Origin of the sequence: Curtobacterium sp. MCBD17_003 (assembly GCF_003234885.2) — a bacterium.
In the GTDB taxonomy this organism is placed as follows: Bacteria; Actinomycetota; Actinomycetes; order Actinomycetales; family Microbacteriaceae; genus Curtobacterium.
In genome coordinates, this window is sequence record NZ_CP126275.1 from 2,816,976 (window position 1) to 2,837,461 (window position 20,486).

Below are 20,486 nucleotides of genomic sequence, written 5' to 3' on the forward strand. Positions count from 1 at the left end.
AGCCCCGGCGGTCACTCCCGCCGAACGCGGGTCGCCAGGTGCAGCGCCAGCCGGGTCTCGGGATCGGCGAGGTCGACCGCGAGCAGCCGCTCGACGCGTGCGATGCGGTCGGCGACGGTGTTGCGGTGCACGCCGAGCACGGCGGCGGTCTCGGCGAGCGACGACTCCGCGTCGAGGTAGGCGGCGAGGGTGACCCGGAGTGCGCCGCCGCCGCGCTCGAGCGGTGCCAGCAACTGCTCCGCGGCCGGGAGGAACGTGTCGGTCTCCGTCCACGCGAGCAGGAGCTGCGCGAGGCCCAGTCGGTCCACGTGGACGAAGTGCCCCGACTCCGGCCGGCCACCGGCGAGCCGGGCGGCATCGGTCGCCTCGCCGAGGGTCCGGACGAGCCCGACGAGCCCCGCTTGCACGCTGCCGACGCCGACGGCGGTGTCGAGCCCGGGGCGGAGCGCCGCCTGCGCACGGCGGACGGCGGTGGCGACGGCACCGATCCGTAGGTGGTCCGGTTCGTCGAGGTCCGACGTCCAGAGCGCCCATCCATCACCTTGTTCGACGACGTCGACCTCGAGCCCGGCGGCCGCCATGGCGACCTCGACCTCGCCGCGGAGGGCGACCTGGTCGACGGGGTGCCGGGTGACCACACGGATGCCGACGTGCCAGGCGTCGAGCTGCCACCCCGCCGCGAGCGTCCGCTGCACGAGGCCCGGCTCCGGGCTGCCGTCCGCCGCGCGGAGCTCGTCGAGCATCGCGGTGCGGTAGCGGGCGTCGCGTTCGTCGTCGAGCCGGGTGAGCACGAGCCGGTGTCCGACGGCGACCGCGGCCACCCGGAGCGCCACGGCCATCGTGGTGCGTTCGGCTCGGACCGGCGCGGTGAGCCCGACGCCGAGCCACGCCCGCGCGCCGATGCCCGTCCCGACGGGGACGAGCACGAGGGTCTCGTCGCCGTCCGTGACCGTGATGGGGTCGCTGCCGCCGGCGGCGCGGGCGAGCATCCGCACGGCCCCGGCGCCGACCCCGGGTCCGCGGAGCGGCCGGCCGGCGGCGTCGAGGAAGCGCACGGGTGCGCCGAGCTGGCGGTCGAGCTGCCGGAACAGGTCGTCGAGGTCGGGTCCGGCCTCGAGCCCGATCCGCGCGACGGCCACCGCGGCACGGGCTGCCGGGGCCTCTCCTGTGCCGACGAGTTCGTGCAGGCGGACGGAGGTGGACCACGCGTCGTCCGTGGCGAGCACGGCCACACCGAGGCGGTCGGCGAGCGCACGGGTCCCCGGGCCGGGCGTCGGGGCGGAGTCCGGGACGGCGGCGGGGTCCGGCCGGACGACGAGCGTGCGGACCCCGACGCCGGCGGCGCGCCGCAGGAGGACGTCGAACCGCGCGTCGAACCGGGCGACCGGTGTCAGGAGCACCACGGCGCACCCGTCACCGCCGGCCGTGCCGGAGAGCTCGCGACCGACGACGTCCACCGCTCCGACGAGTCCGAGCACCCGCGCGACACCGGGGTCGTCCGGCCCCGCGAGGAGCCGGACCTCGGACGTGGCGGTCGACAGCATCGCCAGCAGTTCGCGGAGCGGGATCACCGCACGCCCGCCGGTTCGGGCACGACGTCGGCGTCCACCCCGTAGGCCCGGGGCGCGACGCGGCCGAGTCGCACGGGATCGGCCCACCACCAGTCGGCGCCGGGCAGCACGAGCACCGCGAGTTCGTCCCCGGTGCGGATGCGATCCGCCGCGACGGGGTCGAGCGACCGGGCGTCGACCACGACGATGAGGCTCGGGGTGCTCGCGACGGGCTCGCCGTCGACGAGGCAGTGCACGTACTCGCTCCCGGCCTCGATCCGGGCGACCGCACCCGTGCGGGTGTCCACGATCGCGGTGGTGCTGTGCACGAACGCCATGGCGTCACCCGCGCGGTCGACGTCGACGACGCGGCCGAGGGCGACGACCCGCCCGCCGACCGCCCGCGCCAGGGCCTCGGGGTCCGCGGCAGCGGCGAGCGCCCGCCCCGTCCGCAGGGCACGTGTGACGCTCCCCGCAACGGCTCGTGCACGCAGCGCGGCGATGGGCACCGGCCCGATCGCGAACGCGGCCCAGCCACCGCTGTGGGACACGGCCTCACGCCAGACGGTCTCGAGGTCGCCGGGACTCGGCGCGTCGACGACGATCCGGAGGCCGCTGCTCGTGGCTGCGGCCGCGGTGACCGGCAGTGCTCCGGCGGCGAACAACGTGAGCTGGTCGAGGCGGGGGGTCGCCCGGCCGACGAGGTCGGCGTCGACGAGCGGCCGCCCCACCAGGTGCGCGGTGAGCGCGGCCGCCGGCCCGGTCACGCCGCCGATCTGGGCCGGCAGGACCGCGTCGGCACGGTCGCCCGTCCAGCGTTCGACGGCGGCGAGCGCGTCCGGGAGCTCGCGGCCGCTCGGCATCTTCTCCTCGAGCACGGTCGTCGAGCCGACGAGGCCCACCGCCGCGACCCGTTCGAGTCGGGGGTCGTCCAGCGACAACACGGGGACCCCGAAGCCGGGGCCGACGCGCCGGATGGCGCTGACGGTGTGGTCGACGCGACCGCCGCCACCGCAGCCGAGCAGGGCGGCACCACGCCCGAACGCGGGCACGTCGCCGGCCTGGAGGCGCGTCACGCGCTGACCGTGCCCGTCGCCTCCGTCCATGGCTCCATGCTCCCATCGGGCGCCGCGTCCGCCCCCGCCGCCGAGCACATCGGTGGACGCACGTCCCCGACGGCCCCCTGTGGATGGAGCACCTCGACGGGCGTGAACGCGTCGTCGAGCCCGAAGCAGGCCGGCCCGAACACGGCGAGCGCCTCGGGCGTGCGCATGAGCGCGGGCGTCGACACGCCGACGACGCGGACCCGCTGCCCGTACCGGAGCCGTTCGGTGGTGATCGGTTCCGCGGTCTCGGCGTCGAGCACGCAGATGAGATCGGGGACGACGGCGAGGAGCTCGTCACCGCGACGGGCGACGAGGTTCTCGTTCTGGAACACGATCTCGACGTCGCCGGCCGCGCCGCTGATCGTCGCCCGTCCACGCGCGAACCCCTCGATCGTGCGCCGCTCGACGTCGACGACCTTGCCCTCGTGCAGCTCGCGCAGGTGGGTGTAGATGGTGCGGGAGAACGCGGTGGCGAGTTCCGCGACGGGGTCGCGGTGGGCCTCCCGTGCGTGCCGGACGGCCCGGCCGACCGCCAGCGCGAGCGACAGGGTCCGCGGGACCGCGGTGTCGCGCACCTGCCGGCCGGTCATGGCGTACTCGGCGATGTAGGCGACGCCGCCGAGCCGGATCGTGACGCCGCGCGCGAGCCACTCCATCTGCCGGTTGTCGTGCCCGGTCTCGATCACGACACCGTGGCCGCGCTCGTCACTGATCGCGAGCGGCGATCCGGGCACGCCGTACACCGAGAACGTCTCCATCTGGAGCTCGGGGAACGCGCGCCCCATGCCGTCGGCGTCGACGACCGGGAGGCCCCCGGTCGCGCCGACGAGGAGGGGGATCATCGAGTTGATGCCCCCGCACTCGATGGGCATCGTGGCGGTCGCGGTGCGTCCCAGGTGCGCCTCGAGTCGCCGCAGGGCGCCGAGGGGCTCCGGGCCGGCCGGGATGCGTTCGAGCACGACCGTCGGGGCGCCCATCTGCGCGGTGGGGATCACGAAGGCGTCGTCGTCGAGCTCGTCCGGGTCGAGGATCGTGACCGGGCCGTGCTCCTGCATCGCGGCGCGGACGAGCAGCATCCCGATGGTCGGGTCCCCGCCGCCGCCCGTGCCGAGGAGCGCGGCGCCGCGGGCGAGGTCCGGGAGGTCCTCGATGCCGAGCTGCCAGCTCACGCGCGCACTCCCGGGCTCGTCGTGCCGTCGAAGCGCACCGCGTCGAGGTCGTACCCGAAGTACCGCGGACCGGCGAGTTCGAGCGCTGCGGGGCTGTGCCAGCGCGCGTCAGCCGGCGCCGTGACGATGCGGACCCGGGCGCCGAAGCGGAGCCCCTCGGTCGTGATCGGCTCCCCCGTCTCGGCGTCGAGCGTGATGACGAGGTCCGGTGTCGTGGCGCGGGCGCGGCCGTCCACCTCGACGAACAGGTGCTCGTTCTGGAACCGGAGCACGGCCTCCCGTCCGGTGTCGTCGGCCATCCCGGCGATGTGGGCCGTACCGCGCGCGAACCCGGTGACGGTCTTCCGCTCGACGTCGGTGACCTTGCCGGCGAACACGACCTGGCCGCCGAGGACGTCGGCGACCGCGGCGACCGGGTCCTCGTTCGCGGCACGCGCGTCGACGAGGGCCTCGCCGAGCCGGACGCACAGCGACAGGCTGCCGCGGACGTACGACTCCTTCATCTCCGCGCCGGACATCGCGTACTGCGACGTGATCGCCGAGCAGCCCATCTCGACCGTGGCGGTGCGGGCCAACCGTTCCGCCCAGCGGTTGTCGATCGTGTCGAACACCGCGGTGTTGCCCTTCTCGTCGGACAGGGACATCGGCGTCGCGCTGATGCCCGACAGCGTCGGCAGGACCATCTGGACCTCGGGGAACGCACGACCCATGCCGTCGCCGTCGACGAGGGGGAGACCGAGCTCCGCGGCGGCGACGATCGGCGTCGTCGAGTTCACCCCGCCGACCTCGATGCAGGCCAGGTGCGTGGGCGTCACGCCGCGGTAGGCGGCGAGGCTGCGCACCGCCTCGGCGAACTGCGTGGCGGACGGCAGCTTCTCGACCATGACCGTCGGCGCGCCGATCATCGCGACGGCGAGCACGACCGCGTCGTCGGGCAGGTCCTCGATCTGCACCACCGGGACCGGCCCGTGCTGCCGGACCGCGGCCTCCGCGAGCAGGCGGCCGATGTAGGGGTCACCACCACCGCCCGTGCCGAGGATCGCGGCGCCGCGGGCGAGCGCCGAGCAGTCCTCGCCGATCACGGTGAGCGGAGCGACGGGCGTGGTGTCGATCGCGCTCATCGGACGAGCGCCCCGAGTGCGAGGTCGCCGACGGCCTTGGCGCGGATCCGTGTCGCGTTGCCCGGCAGGTACGGAATCGGGACCTCGTCGAAGTCGACGATGTCGACCGTGGACGGGTCCGCGCCGGCCGCGATCGCCCGGTCCACGGCCTCCTGACGGGCGTCGTCGACGACACTCGCCCGCTTGCCCTCGCTGATCGCGTAGACCTTGTCGATCTCGCCGCTCACCTGTGCGATCGCGGCGCCGATCGCGTTCGCGACCGAGAAGTGTTCGGGCCGGTGCACCACGCCGAGGCCCTCGAGCTCGTCCGGCAGCAGCACCGAGCCGCCGCCGACCGCGACGACCGGCAGGGGCGCCGAGGAGGTCCGCATCCGCTCGACGACGTCGGCGACGCGGGCGGCGATCACCCCGAGCGCGCGCTGCGCCACGGCGTCGGACACCCCGGCGACGAGCGAGGCGTCGCCGATCACGCCGCGGCCGCCACGGACGGCGACGTCCGTCGCGGTCAGGGTCGTCCCGCCGAACACGAGCGCCTCCTCGGCGAGCCGGTAGCCGACCGAGTCCGGGCCGACGAGGGCGCCGTCCTCGCGGATGCGGGACCCGCCGCCGATGCCGATGGACAGGACGTCCGGCATGCGGAAGTTCGTCCGGACCCCCGCGACCGCGACCTCGCCCGTGGCCTCGCGCGGGAATCCCGCGGTCAGGACCCCGACGTCGCTCGTCGTCCCACCGACGTCGACGACCGCGCACGTGTCGAACCCGGACAGCACCGCGGCGCCGCGCATGGAGTTCGTCGGGCCGGACGCGAAGGTCGCCACCGGGTAGCGACGGGCGTACTCGACGTCCATCAGGGTGCCGTCGTTCTGGCTGAGGAACAGCGGGGCGTCGATGCCGCTGCCGGTCACCGACGCGGCGAGGCCGTCGACGATCCGCTCGGCGAGCTCCCGCAGGGCGGCGTTGATGATCGTGGCGTTCTCGCGCTCGAGCAGTCCGATGCGGCCGATCTCGCTCGACAGCGAGAACGCCACGTCCGGACCGAGCTCGGCGGCCATGATCTCCTGCGCGCGCTGCTCGAACTCGTCGTTGATCGGCGAGAACACCGACGAGATCGCCACCGACCGGATCCCGGCGGCACCGACCGCCGCCGCGTGCCGCCGGAGCTCGTCCGGGTCGAGCTCGGAGATCGTCCGACCGTCGAACTCGTGGCCGCCGTGCGCCAGGAACGGTCGTGCGCCGACCGCGCCGACCAGGTGCTCGGGCCAGTCCGTGAACGGCGGCAACGACGCGGTGGCCGGCAGCCCGAGCCGGACCGCCGCGGTCGGGGCCAGTCCCCGCGCCTCGACGAGGGCGTTGATGAAGTGCGTCGTGCCGATCATCACGCCGTCGATGTCCTCGGACGTGAACGCCCGCTGCTCCTGCAGGCCGGCGAGCGCGGCGACGATGCCGGACGTGACGTCCGCGCTCGTCGAGCGCTTCACCGCCGCGGCGACCGTGCTGCCGTCCATGAGGACCGCGTCCGTGTTCGTGCCGCCGACGTCGATGCCGATGCGCATGGGGTTCCCTTCGGTGGTGCTGGTGGTGCGTGGGTGGTGCGGGTGGGCGGGGTGGGCGCGGGTGGCGCGGTCCCGTCGGCGCCGGGGGCGGGCCTCCCGGCCGGGAGGCCCGGGCTCAGCGGGCCGGGACCGGTGCGGTCTCCGTGTGGCTGACCCCGACGCCGCGGACCAGGCCGGCCTTGCCGGCGATCACGTAGAGGACGAACGCGATGACGACCGAGTTGATCGAGGGGATGCCGATCGTGACGAAGTAGCCGATCAGGGCCGCGATGGCCCACACGACGAGCGTCATCGGCACCCACGTCGGTGAGGTCGCCGGGACGTCCGCGGCGGCGCTCAGCTCGCGGCGCCAGGTCTTCACGACGAAGTACTCGGCGACCATGATCCCGGCGATCGGGGGGAACACGACGCCGAGGACGGTGAGGAACGGCGTGAACGCGCCCAGGAACCCGACCGCCGCGAGCACCGAGCCGACGACGCCCATGACGAGCGTGACCACGCCGCGGTTGACCTGCCGACCGAACACGGCGTCGATGAAGTTCGTGACGCCGAGGCTCGAGCTGTAGATGTTCCAGTCGTTGATCTTGAACGTGCCGAGGAGGATCACGAGCACGCCGACCCAGCCGACCGACGACGTGATCACGCGCGTGATGTCCGAGGACCCGACCGCGTGGGCGAGCAGGACGCCCGCCAGGCCGATCACGTACTCGCCGAGCGTCACGCCGAGGAGCGTCTGCTTGACGACGTCGCCGGTGCTCTTGTTGAACCGGGTCATGTCGGGGGTGATCACGGCCCCGACGATGAACCCGCCGGCGACGAGCGTCGTGCCCGCCACGAAGCCCATGTGCGGACCGGCCGGGGCCTTGGCGGCGAGCTCCGCGATCGAGTGCTTGCTCAGCTCGACGGTGATCGCCCACCCGACGAGGACCAGGAACAGCGGCACGGTGATGTTCGCCAGCCACTGCATCGAGTGGAACCCGCGGAGCACGATCGCCGTGACGAGCAGGCCGAACACGAGCGACCACGCCCACGCCGGCAGGATCGGCAGGATCGCCACGAGCCCGGACGCCGAGACGCCCGACTGGATCCCGAACCACCCGATGAGGCTCATGCCGATCGCGAGCCCGACGAGCGCGGAGCCGCCCTTGCCGAACCCGGTCCACCGCGCGATCACGGAGGTGTTGAGGCCTTCGCGGACCCCGATCACGCCGACGAAGACCGACACGATCTCGAGGATCACCGCGCCGAGCGTGATCGCCCAGAACGCGGCCCAGAAGCTCATGCCGAAGCCGAGCGTCGCCCCGAGCAGGAACTGCGACAGGGCCGAGATCTGCCCGAACCGCTGCACGGCCACCTGGAACCACCCGTAGCGGGCGGACTGCGGCACACGGCGGAGGGAGTAGTCGTCGACGACGACCGTCGCCGACGATGACGAGACGGGTGGTGCCGAAGCTGCGGTGTCGCTGGCCATCTGTGGCTCCTCGGGTCGGACGGGCCCGGAACGCGGAGTGCGTCGCCGGCGCGGGGTTGCGCCAACGCTAGGAGTCCGGACACCGGCCGACCATGTGCAACATGTCGTTACCGGGGTGTGAACCGGTGCGAGGTGCACACCGCCCCGACCTCGACCCGACCGCCTCCGCACCATGACGAATGTCACGCTGGATCCATGACGGACCGCAGACGTCCCGCGCCCGCGGTTCCGCCACGCTGGCCGCATGAACGAAACGCCGATCATCCAGCTGGCCGGACTGCACAAGCGGTTCGGTGCGGTGACCGCGGTCGACGGTGTCGACCTGACGATCCACCGGGGCGAGGTCGTCGCCCTCCTCGGCCCGAACGGGGCCGGCAAGACGACCACGGTGGACCTCGCGCTCGGGCTCGCCACCCCGACGGCGGGCAGCGTGCGGCTCTTCGGCGGCGCGGCGCGTGACGCGATCGTCGACGGCCGCGTCGGTGCGATGCTCCAGGGCGGTGCGCTCCTGCCCGACCTCACCGTCCGGGACTCCGTCGCCCTGGTCGCGAGCGCCCACCGGGCCCCGATGTCCGTCGACGAGGCACTCCGCCGCGCGCGCTGCACTGAGATCGCGGGCCGCCGCGTGAACAAGCTGTCCGGCGGGCAGCTCCAGCGCGCCCGGTTCGCGGTGGCCGTCGTGTCCGACCCGGACCTGCTCGTGCTCGACGAGCCGACCGCGGCGATGGACGTCGAGGCCCGGCACACCTTCTGGTCCTCGATGCGCGAGTTCACGGACACCGGCCGCACCGTCGTGTTCGCGACGCACTACCTCGACGAGGCCGACACGTTCGCCGACCGGATCGTGATCATGCGCGCCGGACGGATCGTCGCCGACGGCACCCCCGCCGAGATCAAGGCGATCGCCGCCGCCCGGACGATCCGGTTCACCGGGGTCGGCCCCGCGGACCACGACGCGCTCCGCGGTCTGCCCGGCGTCAGCGGTCTGGAGGAACGGCACGGCACGGTCACGCTCGTCACCGACCGATCCGACACGACCCTGCGCGCCCTGCTCGCGGCGTTCCCCGCCGCGCACGACATCGAGGTGGTGCCGTCCACGATGGACGATGCCTTCCTCGCCCTCACCCGCACCACGGACGAGCCGTCGTCCGCCGAGACGACCGGAGCCCGATCATGAGCACGTCCATCCCCTCCACGCCGGTTCGGGTCACCGACACCGCGGCGACCTCGCCCACCGACGACGCCCTGACCGCTCCCGTCCCGCTCCGGACCCGGGGTCGCCTGCCGATCCGGTACGTCGCCCTCGAGGCCAAGCGGCAGCTCCGCAACGTCCGGTCGCTCGTGTTCACGATCGCGGTGCCCGTGGTGATGCTCCTGGCGTTCGGGTCCGCCTACGGGTCGAGCGGTCAGGTCGACCCCGCGACGAAGCTGCCGTGGCTCGTCGTCACCACGCTGCAGATGGCGTCGTACGGCGCCATGATGGCGGCACTCGGGCAGGCGTTCACGATCGTCACGGAACGGTCCATCGGATGGAACCGGCAGCTGCGGATCACCCCGCTGTCCGGGGTCGGGTTCCTCGTGTCGAAGGTCATCGCCGCGATGGCGGTCGCCGCGCTCGGCATCGTCGTCGTGACGCTCGTGTCCGTGTTCGCGCTGCACGCCGACCTCGCACCCGGCCGCTGGCTCGTCGCCGGCGTCGGCGTGTGGGCCGGGGTGGTGCCGTTCGCCCTCATCGCGATCCTCATCGGGCAGTTCGCCCGCCCCTCGTTCGCACAGCCGCTGTTCATGGTCGTGTTCATGGGGCTCGCGATCCTCGGCGGCCTGTGGGTCCCGCTGTCGATCATGCCGTCGTGGATGAGCACCCTCGCGCACGGGGTCCCGTCGTACTGGCTCGACCGGATGGGCCAGATGGGCGCCGGCGCGGACGGGAGCATGCTCGAACCCGCCCTGGTGCTGGCGGCCTGGGCGTTCGGTCTCGCCGCGGTCGTCGTCTGGCGCTACCGCCGCGACGCCGCACGGCAGTGACCGGACCTACGCTGGATCGCGTGACGGACGCGACCCAGACGACCCAGGTGCGGCGCACGGAGGACGTACGCCGCACCTCCCGGTCGTTCCCGTGGTCCGGCGCGCCGGGCATGGCGGAGGGCGACCTCCGGACGGCCCGTCGTCGCTGGTACCCGGGGGCGTTCTTCGGGCTGGCGTGGCAGGTGCTCCTCGTCCTCGCGGTGTTCACGGACGGCGGCTCGGTCCGCAAGCACGTGGTCGACAGCGTCGTGCTCGCCGTGGTCTACGTGGCGTACCTCGTCGCGCCGGAGCTCATGTGGCGACGACGGCTGCCCGGCCGCATCGTCGTCCTCAGCACGTTCGCCCTGCTGAGCGTCCTGCCCCTCGTGCCGCTCGGCGCCGTCGCCATGTGGACGTGGTTCCTGCTCGCGTCCCTGGTCGGGTTCGTCGCGGTGCGGATGTGGGTGGCCGCGGTGGCCATCCTGGCGATCGCTGCCGCGCAGGTCGTGATCTGCGGCATCGCCGGATGGGACGTGAGCTCGAACGACGGCCTGCTGTTCGCGCCGCTCGTGACCGTGTCCATCGGCGCGTCGATGACCTTCTTCGGGCGCCAGCGGGCCGCCGAGCAGGAACTCGGCGTCGCGCAGGACGAGATCACCCGTCTCGCCGTCGTCGAGGAACGGGCCCGGTTCTCGCGGGACCTCCACGACGTGCTCGGCCACTCCCTCACCGTGGTCGCGATCAAGTCGGAGCTGGCCGGGAGGCTCGTGGACCGCGACCCCGCCGCCGCGCGCGCCGAGATGGCCGACGTCGAACGGCTCGCCCGCGAGGCCCTGCAGGGTCTCCGGCAGGCGGTGAGCGGGTACCGCGAGGCCGACCTCGACGCCGAGCTCGTGTCCGCCCGGGCAGCGCTCCAGGCCGCCGGGATCGACGCCGACCTCCCAACGAACGCCGACGCCGTCGTGGCCGACAGCAGGTCACTCTTCGCGTGGGTGCTCCGCGAGGGCGTGACGAACGTCGTCCGGCACGCCGCCGCCACGCGCGCTCGGGTCACCCTGACCCGCAGCGCGATCACCGTCGAGGACGACGGCGCCGGTGCGTCGGACGACCTGGCCGACGGGGTCGCGCCCGTCGGTGCACCGCTCGGCGGCAACGGGCTTCGTGGACTCCGCGAGCGTGCGGACGCGGTCGGTGCGACCATGACGACCGGGACGAGCGACCTCGGCGGGTTCCTGCTCCGGGTCGGGCGGGGGCGTCGGTGAGCGCCGCGGAGACGACCGGCGTGACGGCGTCGGCGGCGATGCCCGGCTCGTCGACGATCCGGGTCCTCCTCGCCGACGACCAGGCCCTGGTCCGCGGCGCGCTCGCGTCCCTGCTGTCGCTCGAATCGGACATCAGCGTCGTCGCCCAGGTCGGCCGCGGGGACGAGGTCGTCGATGCGGCACGGGCGGCGGGCGCGGACGTCGCCCTGCTCGACGTCGAGATGCGGGGTGCCGACGGGCTGCGGGCGGCACGCGACCTGGCCACGACCCTCCCGTCCTGCCGCTCGCTCATCGTCACCACGTTCGGCCGACCGGGCTACCTGCGCCGCGCGCTCGAGGCCGGCGCGTCGGGGTTCGTCGTCAAGGACACGCCCGCGGAACAGCTCGCCGACGCCGTCCGCCGGGTGGCCGCCGGGTTCCGCGTCGTCGATCCGGTGCTCGCGGCGGAGTCGCTCGCCGCCGGCCCCTCGCCGTTGACCGCACGCGAGACGGAGGTCCTCATCGCCCTCCGCACGGCGCCGACCGTCGCGGGCGTGGCCGCGGAGCTGCACCTGTCCGAGGGCACGGTGCGGAACCACCTCAGCGCTGCGATCGGCAAGACCGCGGCGCGGAACGCCACCGAGGCGCTGCGGATCGCGGCGGACAACGGGTGGCTGCTCGGCTGAGCCGTCGTCCGACGCCCGCGCGCCGGATCACGCCCCGAGCAGCAACCGCACCCCGAACGCGACCATCACGACCGCGATGCACGCGTCGAACACGCGCCACGCCCCCGGTCGGGCGAACACCGGGCGGAGCATCCGGGACCCGAACCCGAGCGCCGAGAACCAGCAGCAGCTCGCGGCCACCGCGCCGCCGACCCACCACCACCGTTCGTCGACGCCCTGCTCGTTCGCGACGGACCCGAGGAACACGAGTGTGTCGAGGTACACGTGGGGGTTGAGCCACGTGAACGCCAGCATCGTCAGGACCGCGCGCCGAGCGGTCCCCGCGGTGGTCCCGTCGCCGGTGCCGACCGCGCGGACGTCGAGGGCGTCCCCCGCCGGCCGGATCGCCCGGCGTGCCGCCAGCACCCCGTAGGTCAGGAGGAACGCCGCACCGACGAACCGCACCACGACGAGAGCGACCGGCGCCCGCTCGACGACCGCGCCGACGCCGAGCACCCCCGCCAGGATGAGGACGGCGTCGGACCCCGCGCAGATCCCCACGGCTGCTGCGACGACGCGTCGGGGTGCGGTCACGGCCAGGCGGAGCAGGAACGCGTTCTGCGCGCCGATGGCGACGATGAGCGCGAGTCCGGTGCCCAGCCCGTTCAGCGCCGGGAGGACCGTGGCCGCGATCGTCATGCCCCTCACGGTAGGAGCGGGACCGCCCCGAGTACAGCGCGCTCCGGTGCCCGGGTGCGTCTGGCCCCGTCGGGCTCCCGGTGTGGACCGCGTCGTCAGACGTGGGCGGGTCGACGAGCGGTCGTGCGCCGACGTGGGACGGCGGTGGCCCGCCGCCCTCGTTCGGCGGACGTGCGGCCGAGGCGGGCAGGGTGGACCGATGGACACCGCGAGCGCCGCCTCGAGCCGACCGTCCGGGCGAACACCGGGGCCCTCGCGCGACCGGTGTCCGCGACGCCGTGGTCGTCGACCCGGCGCCGTGCTGGCGGTGCTCGTCTCGTGCGGACTCGTGGCCGTGCTCGCCGCCTGTTCGGGGTCGACCGCTCCGTCCGTGTCCGCCACGCACGCCCGCACCGGCTACCGGGGCCACGCGGTCACGAAGGCAGCGGAACCGGGGGACGCGCCGCCACCGCCCGTCACGCCGGCCGGCCGGGTCGTCCCACTCCCCGCCGGCGCCCACCCCTGGGGCGTCGCGGTGGCCGACTCCGTGCACACCGTGTACCTGGCCGAGCGGAAGCAGGACCGCCTCGTCCGCTACGACATGGACACCGGCGCGGTCACGACCAAGGCCGTGCCCGGCTCCGCTCGGATGATCGACCTCGCCGATCCCGACGGTCCCCTGTTGCTCCCCGCGGAGGACCGCGATCGTCTCTACACGCTGGCGCTGCCGTCACTCGACCTCGTCAGCTCGGCGTCGACGGGCCGGCACCCGCACCAGGCGGTGCGGGTGAACAGCACCACGTTCGTCACCGAGGAGTTCGGGCATGGCGTCCGGGCCCTGCGGAACGGACGGACGGTCGCGCACTTCACGCAGCCCGTCCAACCCGGTGGCATCACAGCCGTCGGGAACCGGGTCGCGGTGGTCGACGTCGCGGCGAACCTGCTGTTCGTCTACGACGCGACGACGCTGCGGCTCGTCGCCGCCCTGCCCGCCGGCGCGGGCCCGAGCCACGTCGTGCCGATCGGCGGGGACCGGGTGGCCGTCTGCGACGTGCGCGGCAACGCGGTGCTCACGTACGACATCGGTGGGACACCCCGGGCGCTCGGTCGCGCGGCCGTCCCCGGCCGCGCCTTCTGGATCCGCGCCGACGCCGCGACGGGGACGATCTACACCGCGCTCGCGAACACCGACGAGATCGCGCAGCTCCGCGTCCGTGCCGACGGCGCACCGCAGCTCGTGCGGACGGTGCCGACGGTCCGCCAGCCGGTGTCGTTCGATCGGGACCCGGCGACCGGCGACCTGTACGTCGGCGGGTACGCGGACTCGCAGCTGCAGGTCATCCCGGCGTCGGCGTTCCGCTGACCCGCGCCGGGCGACCGCGTCAGCGCGGCGCCGCCGGGCGCGTCCGCACGGGCCCGAGCCACCGCACGATGATCGCCGCGGTCACGGCCCCGGTCGCGATGATCGCCGCGAGGACGACGATCTGGAACCGGCCGGCCTCGACCGGTGAGACCCCGCCGAAGATCGCCCCGACGAACGCGCCGGGCAGCGTCACGAGTCCGGTCGTCCGCGTCTGGTCGGTGGAGGGGATGAGCGCCGCGTGCACCGCCCGACGGGCGAGGTCCCGGGTGGCCGTCCGGGGCGGTGCACCGAGCGCGAGCCAGCCCTCGACCTCCTCCCACCGGTCGTCGACGAGCTCGAGGAACCGGCGTCCGGCGAGCGTGGCGACGGTCATCGCGTTGCCGACGACGATCCCGCCGATCGCCAGGGCGTACCGCGCGTCGAACGCGATCGCGCCCGTCACGAACACGACGGCGAGGGACAGCAGGATCCCGGCACCCATCGCGGACGCCACCATCGGCGCCGTCCTTCGCAGCGGGCCGAGCCGTCGGGAGGCCGTGCTCACCGCGACCGTGAACATCACGACCAGGGCGGCCGCGACCCACCGGACGTCGTGGATGACCCCGCTCAGGACGACGCTGATGACGGCGAGCTGGAGCGCGCCACGCAGGACGGCGAGCGCCGGCGCGACGGGACTCGGGGCCCGCACGAGCAGCAGCACGACGGTCGCGACGACCACGAGCACGCCGACGCCGAGGAGGCTCGGGCCGATGTCCGAGGACCAGGTCATGACCTGGGACCGTAGCGTGCGTGGCTGCCGACGTGGGTCACGGCGCGAGGCTGTCGGCCGGCCACTCCCGGGTGTCGAGGTCGGCCCGTCGGCTCTGACGCACGCTGAGCACCGCGACGCACACGACGATGAGCACGGCGAGCACCGCACTGATGGGTCCGGTGCCGAACCCGAGACCGCCGCGCGCGGACGACACGGCGCCCCAGTCGGCGAAGGACGCCCCGACGGGCCGGGTCAGGACGTACGCGACCCAGAAGGCGGGCACGGCGGCGAGCGCCCGCCCGAGGTACAGCGCGATCGGCACGCACATCGCCGCGACGAACACCGCCCCGCCGAGCAGGTACCCGAGGTGGAACCGCGACGCGACGAGGTCGCCAGCGGCGGTCCCGAGGGCGAACGTGGCGACGACCGCCGCCCAGTAGAAGGCCTCGCGGCGGCGGGTGTCGATCGCGTGGACGTCGACGGTGCCCTCGACGACCCGCCACGTGACGAACACGGCGACGAGGAGCACGAGGAACACCGACGTCGACACCAGGTACGGGACGCCGGCGACGACGTGGGTGAAGTCGGCGATCATCGTCCCGAGCACGCCGACGAGCACGACGACGAGCCAGTACAGCCACGGCACGTACCGGCGGACGGTGAACTGGGCCACGATCGCGGCGGCGAACAGGACGGCGGTCGCGAGCACGGCGCCGACGGGGTCGACGTGGCCGACGAGGAAGTCCGACAGCGTCTCCCCCATGCCGGTCGTCAGGATCTTCGTCACCCAGAACAGCAGGGTGATCTCGGGCACCTTGTTCCGCAGCATGCCGTGACGATCACACGCCCGGTCCAAGAAGCCACCAAGGGAGCGTCGGTCTTGGCCGTTCCTGGGAGCCGCACCCGGAGGATGGGCCGGTGCCCCTCGCGATCCACCTGTTCGACGCCGCCTCCATCCTGCACGCGTTCGGGCCGTGGGTGCTCGTCGGCCTCGCGGTGCTCGTGTTCGTGGAGTCGGGGGTGCTGTTCCCGTTCCTCCCGGGCGACTCGCTCATCCTGACCGCGACCATCCTGGCCTCGGCACTCGGCATCACCCCGTGGCAGGTCGCGGTCGTCGGGTCCCTCGCCGCGATCGCGGGCGACCAGGTCGGCTACGTCCTCGGGCGTCGGTTCGGGCGTCGGCTGTTCCGCGAGGACGCGCGGGTGCTCAAGCGTGCGCGCCTGCGCGAGGCCGAGGCGTTCTTCGTCCGGTACGGCGGCCTGTCGCTCGTGCTCGGGCGGTTCGTCCCCGTGGTCCGGACGTACGTGCCGCTCGCCGCCGGCGCCGCGGCCATGCACTACCGACGGTTCATCGTCTGGAACACCATCGGCGGCGTGGGCTGGGTGGCGGTGTTGACGGTCGTCGGGGTGCTCCTCGGCGGCATCCCGTTCGTGGCGCACAACATCGACGCGCTCATGGTCGTGGTGGTGGTCGTCTCGGTCCTCCCCGTCGTCATCGGGGTGCTCCGGAAGCGGAGTGCGGCGCGGCGTGCGGTGCGCCGGTGACGCCGACGGCCAGGATCGGGGCATGACGGAGCCGGCACCGCGCCTCCTGCTCGTGGAGGACGACGCGCGCCTCGGTCCGATCGTCGCCGACGTGCTCGGTGCGGACTGGGACGTCACCCTCGTGACCGACGGCGAGCAGGCGGTCACGGCCGCCGTCGAGCGGTACTTCGACGTCATGGTCGTGGACCGCAGGTTGCCGGGGATGGACGGCGTGGCCGTGGTCGAGGAGATCCGCCGACGCCGCATCAGCACGCCGATCCTCATGCTCACCGCGCTCGGTTCGCTCGACGACCGCGTGTCCGGCCTCGACGCCGGGGCGAACGACTACCTCGTCAAGCCGTTCGAGTTCGCGGAACTCGGAGCCCGGCTCCGCGCCCTCACGCGCGACTACGCGCCCGAGGGCGAGGCGATCGCGATCGGCGGGTGGACCCTCCACCCGGAGACCGGCACCATCACCTCGCCGTACGCCGGGAGGATCGGGCTCACCGAACGCGAGACCGCGCTCGTCCGCCTGCTGGCCCGGGAGCCGACGCGCACGTTCTCGCGGGCGCACATCCTGACGGCCGTGTTCGACAAGGGCGAGCAGCTCGGCACGGTCGACACGTACGTCCACTACGTGCGCCGGAAGACCGACCGGGACCTCATCGCCACCGTTCGTGGGGTGGGGTACCGCATCGGCACACCCTGAGCGTCACCGGGCGGAGCCGGGACCGACAGCCCGGCCGGTCCGAGGGCGGACCTCAGGACAGGGGGAAGCGATCGGCGAAGGCCTGCAGCCGGAGCGGCGCGGGGTCGCCGGCGGGGTTGAGGACGACACCGGCGTGCCCGTCCTCCTGCGCCACGCGCGCGACGTTCGCGAACCCGGTCGGTCGGGCGTCGAGGTCGGGCGCCCAGGCCCAGACCTCCGCCGGGGGGTGAACACCCGATGGAGCGACGCTAGCGCGCCCGCACCATGGGTTCCACCCCGCTTGCACGGCGACGGGTGCGACGGCGCGCGAGTGCGGGCACGGCTCCGTACAGGGCGTCGCGGAGGGTCCGGTGCTGCCGCCACTCGCGCCAGGTGAGCACGATGATCGCTGCGTCGAACGCCGAGAGCACCCCGACCCCGAGTGACGGGTGCACGACCATCTCGACGAGCTGGGCGACTAGGAACGCGGCGAGCGCAGCGATCGCCCAGGGGTGCACGCGCTCGGAGCCGCGGACCAGCGCGATGACGACGACCACCTTCACGAGGCCGTGCACGACGAGGTAGACGGCGGCGTAGAGGGCAGCGTCGGCGCCGAGTGCCGCGGCACCGTGCAGGATCAGGTGCGCGATGAGGTCGTGCGGGTCCTGTGCGAGCTCGTGCGCGGTGAGCAGGTGGGCGACGGCACTGATCTGTGCCGGGCGGAGGAACAGCAGCGGCAAGCCCAGGAGCAGCTCGGCCGCTCCGTCGATGCCCTTGAGGGCGATCCCGACGAGGAACACCACATCGAGGATCCGGCCTCGTCCCGTTCGCGTGCTGTCCATGACTCCAGCATCGAGACCCGCTGCCCAGAAAGCGCCAAGAGGGCTCAGGGAACTCCCAGCAGGCGTCCGGCTTGCTGGGTCCTTCCTTGGAGGGCGCGACGCAGCCTGAGGTCCGGAGGTCTTCATGTCCACAGTGCCGCTCCGTGGCGGGTCCATCGACGCCCGCACGATCCGACTCGACCCTCGCCACCGCGCCTGGCTGCCGCCGGTCGTGGTCGGGCTCACCGCCACGGTGATCGCCGTCGCGTTCGACTGGGTCCCGTCCGTCTGGTACGACGAAGCCGCGACCGTGGTGTCCGCGACCCGTCCCTGGCCGGCGCTCGCGCGCGAGGTCCAGCACGTCGACGTCGTGCACGCCACCTTCTACGGCCTCATGCACCTGTGGTTCGTCGTCGCGGGATACGCTCCGTTCACGCTCCGGCTGCCGTCCGCGGTCGCGGTCGGTGCGGCGGCGGCCCTCCTCGTCGTGCTCGGCCGGATGCTCGTCGACCTCAGGACCGGCGTGGTTGCGGGCGCTCTCTTCGCACTGCTCCCGCGGGTCACGTGGATGGGCACCGAGGGGCGCTCGTTCGCCCTCGGCACGCTGCTCGCGGTGGCGGCGACCATCCTGTTCCTCGCCGCGCACCGGCGGAGCGTCACGGGCCTCCGTTCCTGGCCGTGGTGGGTCGGGTACGTCGCGGTGTCGCTGCTCGGCGGGGCGGTGTTCCTCTACCTCGTGCTCGTGACCGTCGGGCACGGCGTCACGGCGGCGGTCCCGCTGGCCCGCCGGACCGCCCGGACCCGCGGGGCGCAGCGGGCGCTGCGCTGCTGGCTCCTCGCCGCTGCGGTGACGGTCGTGGCCCTCGTGCCGCTGGCCCGGGCCTCCGCGACGCAGTCGGCGCAGATCGACTGGATCCAGCACATCAGCCGCCACACGGTCGAGGAGGTCGTGGTCACCCAGTGGTTCACACTCAACCCCGCGTTCACGGTGTTCGGCTGGCTGCTGGCGGTGGCCGGCGTCGCGGTCGGGCTGACCTGCGCGCGCGGCCGATCCCTGCTCGCGGTCGCGCTGCCGTGGGCGGCGGTGCCGACGGTCGGGCTCATCGCCGCGTCACTCGTGACGAACCCGCTGTACTCCCCGCGCTACGTGTCCTTCGGCGCTCCGGCGGTGGCGCTGTGCATGGCGCTCCCGGTCGCCGCGCTCCCGGACCGGTTCTTCGCCCGGGTCACCGCGGGCGTCCTCCTCCTCGCGGTCGCGCTGACCGCCCCGACGTGGGTCCAGCAGCGGACGGTCACCGCGAAGGACGACTCGGCGTGGAACCAGGTCGCCCGGCTCGTCCGCTCGGAGCGGGCCCACGAACCGGCCGGGCAGGTCGACGCGGTCGTCTACGGGCCGGTCGATCGACACCCCCTCGCGACGTCGCGGATCATCGCCGAGACGTACCCGAGGGCGTTCCGCGGCCTCCGGGACCCGTTGCTCGTCCGCCCGGCCTCCGCGTCGGCGGGGCTGTGGGAGACGCAGCGTCCGATCGCCGACATCGGCCGGACCGCGGACGGCGCACGGGTCGTCTGGTTGCTGACGGGCACGGCCCACGACGAGCGGAGCACCGTCTCGGCAGCCCTGGCCCCCGAGGGCTACCGCGTCGACGGCACCTGGGTCCGGGCGAGCACCGAGGTCGTCCGCTACGTCCGCGCCGTGCGCTGAGCCAGCGGCAACTGCAGGAGGAACACCGTGCCGTCCGCGCCCGTGTGCTCCACCCGCACCTCGCCGCCCGCCCGGACCGCGATGTCCCGCACGAGCGCGAGGCCGATGCCGTAGCCCGACCGAGTCGTACCGGTCGGCCGCGAGCCGGCCGCACGGGCCGCGTTGCCGTGGGCGAACCGGTCGAAGACCCGCCGCGGGGCGATCCCCGTGATCCCCGGGCCCTCGTCGCGGACCCGGATGGCGACCCAGCGCTCGGCGCGCTCCGTCGTGACGGTCACGGTCCCGCCCGTCGGCGTGTGCCCGATCGCGTTGTCGACGAGCGCGACGATGCAGCGCCGGAGCTGTGTCGACGGGAGGGACACGACCGCGTCGCTGTCGCCGACGTCGAGGCGCACACCCCGCGCGTCGGCGAGCACGCCCATGTCGTTCGCGGCACCGGCCAACTCGGGTCCGAGCGGTGTCATCGGGTGTTCCCCGGGCCTCCCGGCCGCGACCTCGAGCAGGTCGTTGACGATGTCGATGAGCACGCGGGTGTCCGCCTGGAGCTCCTCGACGATCCCGTGACGCGGATCGTCCGCGTCCATGCGGAGCTCGAGCTGCTGCACGCGCGCGTTGAGCACGGTCAACGGCGTGCGGAGCTCGTGGCTCGCGTCGGCGACGAACGTGCGCTGCATCCGCGACGCCTCCGTGATGGGACGGACCGCCCGCCGGGCGATGATCCACGTCGCGATCCCGGCGAGCACGACCGCGAACCCGCCGACGCCGACGACCGCGATCGTCAGGTCGATCGTGTCGAGGTAGACGTGCACGTCCTCGGGGCCGTGGTACTCGTGCTGCTGCTGCGGGGTCAGCTGCCAGACCACGTACACGACGACGAGCAGGATGATGGACGCCACGAGCGCCGCCGACACGACGGCGACCTGGAGCCCGATGCGGACGGCGGACCGCCGCGAGGCGAGGCGATCCGGGTCCTGGTCGCGCCGGCCGGACACCCGGCCCCGGACCCCGTCGGTGCCGAGCGTGAGCCGATCGACCAGCACCTCGTGCACCGACGACCACCACACGCCCACGGGACC

19 protein-coding genes are annotated in these 20,486 nt (G+C 73.8%); 8 read left to right on the forward strand and 11 right to left on the reverse strand.

All coding sequences use genetic code 11. From position 1 onward, the window contains the following. Nucleotides 1-11: 11 nt before the first annotated feature. The 6 genes from DEI88_RS13235 to DEI88_RS13260 form a co-directional block, all read right to left on the reverse strand. Nucleotides 12-1,571, reverse strand: coding sequence for a PucR family transcriptional regulator (locus DEI88_RS13235; RefSeq protein ID WP_258372052.1), 1,560 nt, complete (start codon nucleotides 1,569-1,571; stop codon nucleotides 12-14). Next, on the reverse strand, nucleotides 1,568-2,656 hold the full coding sequence (locus DEI88_RS13240) for a DUF917 domain-containing protein (protein WP_111026326.1): 1,089 nt from the start codon (nucleotides 2,654-2,656) through the stop codon (nucleotides 1,568-1,570). The genes DEI88_RS13235 and DEI88_RS13240 overlap by 4 nt, the downstream gene beginning before the upstream one ends. Beyond that, on the reverse strand, nucleotides 2,623-3,825 hold the full coding sequence (locus DEI88_RS13245; protein ID WP_111072476.1) for an S-methyl thiohydantoin desulfurase family protein: 1,203 nt from the start codon (nucleotides 3,823-3,825) through the stop codon (nucleotides 2,623-2,625). The genes DEI88_RS13240 and DEI88_RS13245 overlap by 34 nt, the downstream gene beginning before the upstream one ends. Continuing rightward, a complete protein-coding gene (locus DEI88_RS13250; RefSeq protein WP_111072477.1) occupies nucleotides 3,822-4,946 on the reverse strand; it encodes an S-methyl thiohydantoin desulfurase family protein in 1,125 nt (374 codons plus the stop codon). The genes DEI88_RS13245 and DEI88_RS13250 overlap by 4 nt, the downstream gene beginning before the upstream one ends. Next, the gene (locus tag DEI88_RS13255) at nucleotides 4,943-6,499 is read right to left on the reverse strand and encodes a hydantoinase/oxoprolinase N-terminal domain-containing protein (RefSeq protein WP_111072478.1); all 1,557 of its coding nucleotides are present in this window, start codon (nucleotides 6,497-6,499) and stop codon (nucleotides 4,943-4,945) included. The genes DEI88_RS13250 and DEI88_RS13255 overlap by 4 nt, the downstream gene beginning before the upstream one ends. 115 nt (nucleotides 6,500-6,614) lie before the next feature. Then, the gene (locus DEI88_RS13260; RefSeq protein WP_111072810.1) at nucleotides 6,615-7,970 is read right to left on the reverse strand and encodes a purine-cytosine permease family protein; all 1,356 of its coding nucleotides are present in this window, start codon (nucleotides 7,968-7,970) and stop codon (nucleotides 6,615-6,617) included. A 244-nt stretch (nucleotides 7,971-8,214) separates the two neighbouring features. Here DEI88_RS13260 and DEI88_RS13265 point away from each other — a divergent pair, with 244 nt between their 5' ends. From DEI88_RS13265 to DEI88_RS13280, 4 genes are read left to right on the forward strand one after another with little or no spacing between them, the layout of a single operon-like run. After that, the gene (locus DEI88_RS13265) at nucleotides 8,215-9,147 is read left to right on the forward strand and encodes an ABC transporter ATP-binding protein (protein ID WP_111027554.1); all 933 of its coding nucleotides are present in this window, start codon (nucleotides 8,215-8,217) and stop codon (nucleotides 9,145-9,147) included. After that, nucleotides 9,144-9,995 carry an ABC transporter permease gene (locus tag DEI88_RS13270; RefSeq protein WP_258370242.1) on the forward strand — a complete coding sequence of 284 codons (852 nt, stop codon included), beginning with the start codon at nucleotides 9,144-9,146 and terminating at the stop codon, nucleotides 9,993-9,995. Before DEI88_RS13265 ends, DEI88_RS13270 begins: the two co-directional genes overlap by 4 nt. Before the next feature lie 20 nt (nucleotides 9,996-10,015). After that, nucleotides 10,016-11,236, forward strand: coding sequence for a sensor histidine kinase (locus DEI88_RS13275; RefSeq protein ID WP_111072809.1), 1,221 nt, complete (start codon nucleotides 10,016-10,018; stop codon nucleotides 11,234-11,236). A 38-nt stretch (nucleotides 11,237-11,274) separates the two neighbouring features. Beyond that, entirely contained in the window at nucleotides 11,275-11,901 is a 627-nt protein-coding gene (locus DEI88_RS13280; RefSeq protein ID WP_111072813.1) for a response regulator transcription factor, read from the forward strand. Nucleotides 11,902-11,928: 27 nt separating this feature from the next. On the opposite strand, the gene DEI88_RS13285 is transcribed toward DEI88_RS13280, so the two are convergent. Next, nucleotides 11,929-12,579 (reverse strand): LysE/ArgO family amino acid transporter, encoded by a 651-nt coding sequence (locus DEI88_RS13285; protein WP_181441300.1) that lies wholly within the window; start codon nucleotides 12,577-12,579, stop codon nucleotides 11,929-11,931. A 370-nt stretch (nucleotides 12,580-12,949) separates the two neighbouring features. On the opposite strand from DEI88_RS13285, the gene DEI88_RS13290 reads away from it, so the two are divergent. Beyond that, complete coding sequence (locus tag DEI88_RS13290; protein ID WP_146246127.1) at nucleotides 12,950-13,921, forward strand: YncE family protein; 972 nt, start codon at nucleotides 12,950-12,952, stop codon at nucleotides 13,919-13,921. A 19-nt stretch (nucleotides 13,922-13,940) separates the two neighbouring features. Here the strand turns inward: DEI88_RS13290 and DEI88_RS13295 are convergent, their stop codons facing one another. Both DEI88_RS13295 and DEI88_RS13300 read right to left on the reverse strand, forming a co-directional pair. Beyond that, on the reverse strand, nucleotides 13,941-14,690 hold the full coding sequence (locus tag DEI88_RS13295; protein ID WP_111027557.1) for an ABC transporter permease: 750 nt from the start codon (nucleotides 14,688-14,690) through the stop codon (nucleotides 13,941-13,943). A 37-nt stretch (nucleotides 14,691-14,727) separates the two neighbouring features. After that, on the reverse strand, nucleotides 14,728-15,501 hold the full coding sequence (locus DEI88_RS13300; RefSeq protein WP_258368762.1) for a COG4705 family protein: 774 nt from the start codon (nucleotides 15,499-15,501) through the stop codon (nucleotides 14,728-14,730). Nucleotides 15,502-15,590: 89 nt separating this feature from the next. On the opposite strand from DEI88_RS13300, the gene DEI88_RS13305 reads away from it, so the two are divergent. Further along, nucleotides 15,591-16,217: a DedA family protein gene (locus tag DEI88_RS13305; RefSeq protein ID WP_111014159.1), complete on the forward strand. Its 627-nt coding sequence runs from the start codon at nucleotides 15,591-15,593 to the stop codon at nucleotides 16,215-16,217. A gap of 22 nt (nucleotides 16,218-16,239) precedes the next feature. Beyond that, on the forward strand, nucleotides 16,240-16,905 hold the full coding sequence (locus tag DEI88_RS13310) for a response regulator transcription factor (RefSeq protein ID WP_111014193.1): 666 nt from the start codon (nucleotides 16,240-16,242) through the stop codon (nucleotides 16,903-16,905). A gap of 248 nt (nucleotides 16,906-17,153) precedes the next feature. Here DEI88_RS13310 and DEI88_RS13315 read toward each other — a convergent pair whose 3' ends face one another. Then, on the reverse strand, nucleotides 17,154-17,726 hold the full coding sequence (locus DEI88_RS13315) for a DUF2127 domain-containing protein (RefSeq protein WP_111011401.1): 573 nt from the start codon (nucleotides 17,724-17,726) through the stop codon (nucleotides 17,154-17,156). Nucleotides 17,727-17,850: 124 nt separating this feature from the next. Here DEI88_RS13315 and DEI88_RS13320 point away from each other — a divergent pair, with 124 nt between their 5' ends. Beyond that, nucleotides 17,851-19,410: a glycosyltransferase family 39 protein gene (locus DEI88_RS13320; protein ID WP_146246126.1), complete on the forward strand. Its 1,560-nt coding sequence runs from the start codon at nucleotides 17,851-17,853 to the stop codon at nucleotides 19,408-19,410. Here the strand turns inward: DEI88_RS13320 and DEI88_RS13325 are convergent. Continuing rightward, entirely contained in the window at nucleotides 19,389-20,480 is a 1,092-nt protein-coding gene (locus DEI88_RS13325) for a sensor histidine kinase (protein WP_111072806.1), read from the reverse strand. The genes DEI88_RS13320 and DEI88_RS13325 overlap by 22 nt on opposite strands. Between the last annotated feature and the right edge of the window lie 6 nt (nucleotides 20,481-20,486).

What these genes read in the sequence shown, in the direction of transcription:
- DEI88_RS13320 (WP_146246126.1), top strand. Translation starts at nt 17,851, where the DNA reads ATGTCCACAGTGCCGCTCCGTGGCGGGTCCATCGACGCCCGCACGATC.
- DEI88_RS13270 (WP_258370242.1), top strand. Translation starts at nt 9,144, where the DNA reads ATGAGCACGTCCATCCCCTCCACGCCGGTTCGGGTCACCGACACCGCG.
- DEI88_RS13265 (WP_111027554.1), top strand. Translation starts at nt 8,215, where the DNA reads ATGAACGAAACGCCGATCATCCAGCTGGCCGGACTGCACAAGCGGTTC.
- DEI88_RS13280 (WP_111072813.1), top strand. Translation starts at nt 11,275, where the DNA reads ATGCCCGGCTCGTCGACGATCCGGGTCCTCCTCGCCGACGACCAGGCC.
- DEI88_RS13315 (WP_111011401.1), bottom strand. Translation starts at nt 17,726, where the DNA reads ATGGACAGCACGCGAACGGGACGAGGCCGGATCCTCGATGTGGTGTTC.
- DEI88_RS13295 (WP_111027557.1), bottom strand. Translation starts at nt 14,690, where the DNA reads ATGACCTGGTCCTCGGACATCGGCCCGAGCCTCCTCGGCGTCGGCGTG.
- DEI88_RS13250 (WP_111072477.1), bottom strand. Translation starts at nt 4,946, where the DNA reads ATGAGCGCGATCGACACCACGCCCGTCGCTCCGCTCACCGTGATCGGC.
- DEI88_RS13260 (WP_111072810.1), bottom strand. Translation starts at nt 7,970, where the DNA reads ATGGCCAGCGACACCGCAGCTTCGGCACCACCCGTCTCGTCATCGTCG.
- DEI88_RS13285 (WP_181441300.1), bottom strand. Translation starts at nt 12,579, where the DNA reads ATGACGATCGCGGCCACGGTCCTCCCGGCGCTGAACGGGCTGGGCACC.
- DEI88_RS13310 (WP_111014193.1), top strand. Translation starts at nt 16,240, where the DNA reads ATGACGGAGCCGGCACCGCGCCTCCTGCTCGTGGAGGACGACGCGCGC.
- DEI88_RS13300 (WP_258368762.1), bottom strand. Translation starts at nt 15,501, where the DNA reads ATGCTGCGGAACAAGGTGCCCGAGATCACCCTGCTGTTCTGGGTGACG.
- DEI88_RS13255 (WP_111072478.1), bottom strand. Translation starts at nt 6,499, where the DNA reads ATGCGCATCGGCATCGACGTCGGCGGCACGAACACGGACGCGGTCCTC.
- DEI88_RS13240 (WP_111026326.1), bottom strand. Translation starts at nt 2,656, where the DNA reads ATGGACGGAGGCGACGGGCACGGTCAGCGCGTGACGCGCCTCCAGGCC.